This is a genomic window from Nitrospira sp. BLG_2, from assembly GCF_049222245.1.
This window is the reverse complement of sequence record NZ_JBLYIG010000325.1, coordinates 1-2,911: the sequence shown is the minus strand read 5'-3', so window position 1 is coordinate 2,911 and position 2,911 is coordinate 1. Positions and strand designations below refer to the sequence as shown.

3 protein-coding genes are annotated in these 2,911 nt (G+C 55.2%); all 3 read left to right on the top strand.

The window, feature by feature from the left end; all coding sequences use genetic code 11:
* Window positions 1-143: 143 nt before the first annotated feature.
* Window positions 144-1,448: a DUF4910 domain-containing protein gene (locus tag ACOSYY_RS09065; RefSeq protein ID WP_421661945.1), complete on the top strand. Its 1,305-nt coding sequence runs from the start codon at window positions 144-146 to the stop codon at window positions 1,446-1,448.
* 53 nt (window positions 1,449-1,501) lie between these two features.
* A complete protein-coding gene (locus ACOSYY_RS09060; RefSeq protein ID WP_421661944.1) occupies window positions 1,502-2,209 on the top strand; it encodes a gluconate 2-dehydrogenase subunit 3 family protein in 708 nt (235 codons plus the stop codon).
* 12 nt (window positions 2,210-2,221) lie between these two features.
* Window positions 2,222-2,911 (top strand): FAD-binding protein (locus ACOSYY_RS09055; protein ID WP_421661943.1); only part of this gene is annotated, 690 nt, incomplete at its 3' end.

Sequence of the window (2,911 nt, the reverse complement as noted above, 5' to 3'; positions counted from 1 at the left end):
ACTACAATGTGATTGGAAATCGTATTGTCGCGGAGGCCGTTCTTCAGGTTCTCGACAAGATGAAGCTCGAGCCGGACCAGGCAAGGATCTAGTCGGTATTAGGCCAAAAGGGATTCATGGCAGACATGGAGCATCATGGCAACATGAGTCGATTGGGAGTCGGCATGCATGACCTCATTCGCGAACTCTATCCGATCTGTCGCAGCATTACCGGAGAAGGGGTTCGCGCAACGCTGCGTACCTTGCAAACACGGATTCCGCTTGTAATCCATGAAGTGCCCAGCGGTACCCGTGTCTTCGACTGGTCCGTACCCCTTGAATGGAATATTACGGACGCCTTCATCAAGAATCGTCATGGGAAACGGATTGTCGATTTCCACGCCTCCAATCTACACGTGATGAGCTATAGCGCACCGGTTCGGACCACAATGCGATTGGCAGACCTCCGGCCACATCTCTTCACCTCTGCTGAACATCCGGAATGGATTCCATATCGTACTTCCTACTACAAAGAGAACTGGGGATTCTGTCTTTCTCATAAGCAACTGTCACAATTGCCTGACGAAGAATATGAAATTTGCATTGATTCCACACTGGTTCCGGGTGCGCTCACTTATGGAGAGTGCTACCTGGCTGGAGAGACGAGTGAGGAAGTCCTCGTGTCCTGCCATATCTGCCATCCCTCGCTTTGTAATGACAACCTTTCCGGTATTGCCGTGGCCACATTCCTTGCCGAAACACTGTTGCGTCGTGTGCTGCGATACTCGTATCGATTCGTGTTCATTCCCGGGACGATCGGTTCGATCACATGGCTGGCCCGCAACGAACAAGCGGTGTCGCGGATCCGACACGGATTGGTGTTGACCGGCGTAGGCGCGGGAGATCGCGTGACGTACAAACGAAGTCGCCGGGGCCGTGCGGAAATCGATCGAGCCATGGAACAGATTTTGAAACATTCAGGGGAGCCGTACCGCGTTATCGATTTCTTTCCGTATGGTTATGATGAGCGACAATATTGTTCTCCGGGCTTCGACCTGCCGGTCGGTTGTTTCATGCGGATACCCCATGGCGAATATCCCGAGTATCATACCTCCGCAGACGACATGGATTTTGTGAAGCCGGACGCCCTAGCAAGATCCTATTCGCATTGCTTGGCGGTGTTCGATCTCCTTGAACAGGATCGCACCTATGTGAACAAGAATCCAAAGTGTGAGCCACAACTCGGTCGCCGAGGGCTCTATCGCGCCATCGCAGGACAGCAGGAAAGACAAAACCGGGAGTTGGTGCTCTTATGGGTGCTGAACCTATCAGATGGTCGCCATTCGCTATTGGACATTGCCGAGCGAGCGGATGTGTCGTTTGAGGAGGTGCAGCGAGCGGCCGAAGCTTTGGTAGCTTGCGATCTACTCCAGGAACATGCTGAGCCGGAGACGCAGCCAAAATTCTAAAGTTCGACGACACGCGCGGCGGTAATCTGATGGGCAAGCGAGATCTTCACTTCATGCGGAGGCGGACCCGGGGTATTTCTCGACGAAGGTTCGTAGGATGTCTGCTGGTCGCTGGAGCAACGATCGCTTTCGGTCAGACCAGGCTCGATCCGGTGACCCGAGGGGGGCGCAACGGAGGCAGTCAATACGCGGGATTTGCTGAGGCTTCCGATGCCATTGTGTCGGCTGCGACCTGTCCGGATGAAGGCTGTCTGTCCTCCGATGAATTCCGCGCGTTAGAGGCACTGACAGCCGTGATTATTCCTTCCGACGAGCAGGGACCCGGTGCAAGGGAGGCCGGGGTCGCACGGCAGATTCAACAATCGACCCTTCATGCCGAACCCATACGGCGACGATATGCCGAGGGACTCCAGGCAATCAATGGGTTAGCTCAGAAGAGATATGGCCAAGCATTTATTGAACTCTCATATGATAAGCAGCGAGAGTTATTTGAGTTTTTGGAGTTGGCTTATACCAAACTCTGGCCGCAGACTCCGCCGGTCACCTTCTCAGGGAAGGTGCAATGGAAATTGCAGCATCTCTATTACCGGCAACTCGCCGGGGTGAGTGATCCAGCCCTGATATTGGTCGATCAAGTAGTTCGCGACACTGCGGAAGCCTTTTACTCCACGTCGGTCGCGTGGGAGTGGCTCGGTTATTCGGGTCCGCCGTTTCCATTTGGCTATGCGGGCCGTGGCCATTCCTGCAAACCGGAGGCTTAGTAGGCAAGATTGATGGCCAACCTCAGAATCGATAAGGCGAGGGTTGATGTCGTGGTAATCGGCTGTGGAGCCGGAGGTGCGGTTGTTGCCAAGGAGCTGGGAGAAGCCGGCCTCAAAGTCGTAGTGCTTGAGGCAGGCCCGCGGTATGATCCCGTGCTCCACTATGCAACCGATCAGCATGACTTCGTGAGAAAAGCCACCAAGATGTTCTTTGAGCCAAAAGATTCCCGCCAGAATCTATACAGTGCCGGAGGATCCGAGGGGTTTGTCTTCACCAGAGCTAAGGGTGTTGGGGGATCGACACTGGCATACCAAGCTCAAGTCCCACGCTTCCATGAATCCGACTTCCAGGTGAAGAGCCGAGATGGAGTAGGGGAGGATTGGCCGATTACTTATGCGGATCTGGAGCCATACTACACACGAGTCGAGCACGAACTCGGGGTGAGCGGCCCGGTCGGCACAGAGGCTAATCCGTTCGATCCTCCACGGAGCAAGCCGTTCCCCAACCCGCCGCACGAACTCAGTTGTGCGAGCCGTTTGGTGCAGCGAGGTGCGGCGAAGTTGGGCTGGCATTGGGTGCAGATCCCGCTTGCAATTCCCACACGGCCCTGGGGTGGACGTCCCGCCTGCATACGGGCGGGTGTTTGCGGATACGGATGCCGGATCCGGGCAAAATCCAGTATGGATGTCACTTACGTACCG

What these genes read in the sequence shown, in the direction of transcription:
- ACOSYY_RS09060 (WP_421661944.1), top strand. Translation starts at nt 1,502, where the DNA reads ATGCGGAGGCGGACCCGGGGTATTTCTCGACGAAGGTTCGTAGGATGT.
- ACOSYY_RS09065 (WP_421661945.1), top strand. Translation starts at nt 144, where the DNA reads ATGAGTCGATTGGGAGTCGGCATGCATGACCTCATTCGCGAACTCTAT.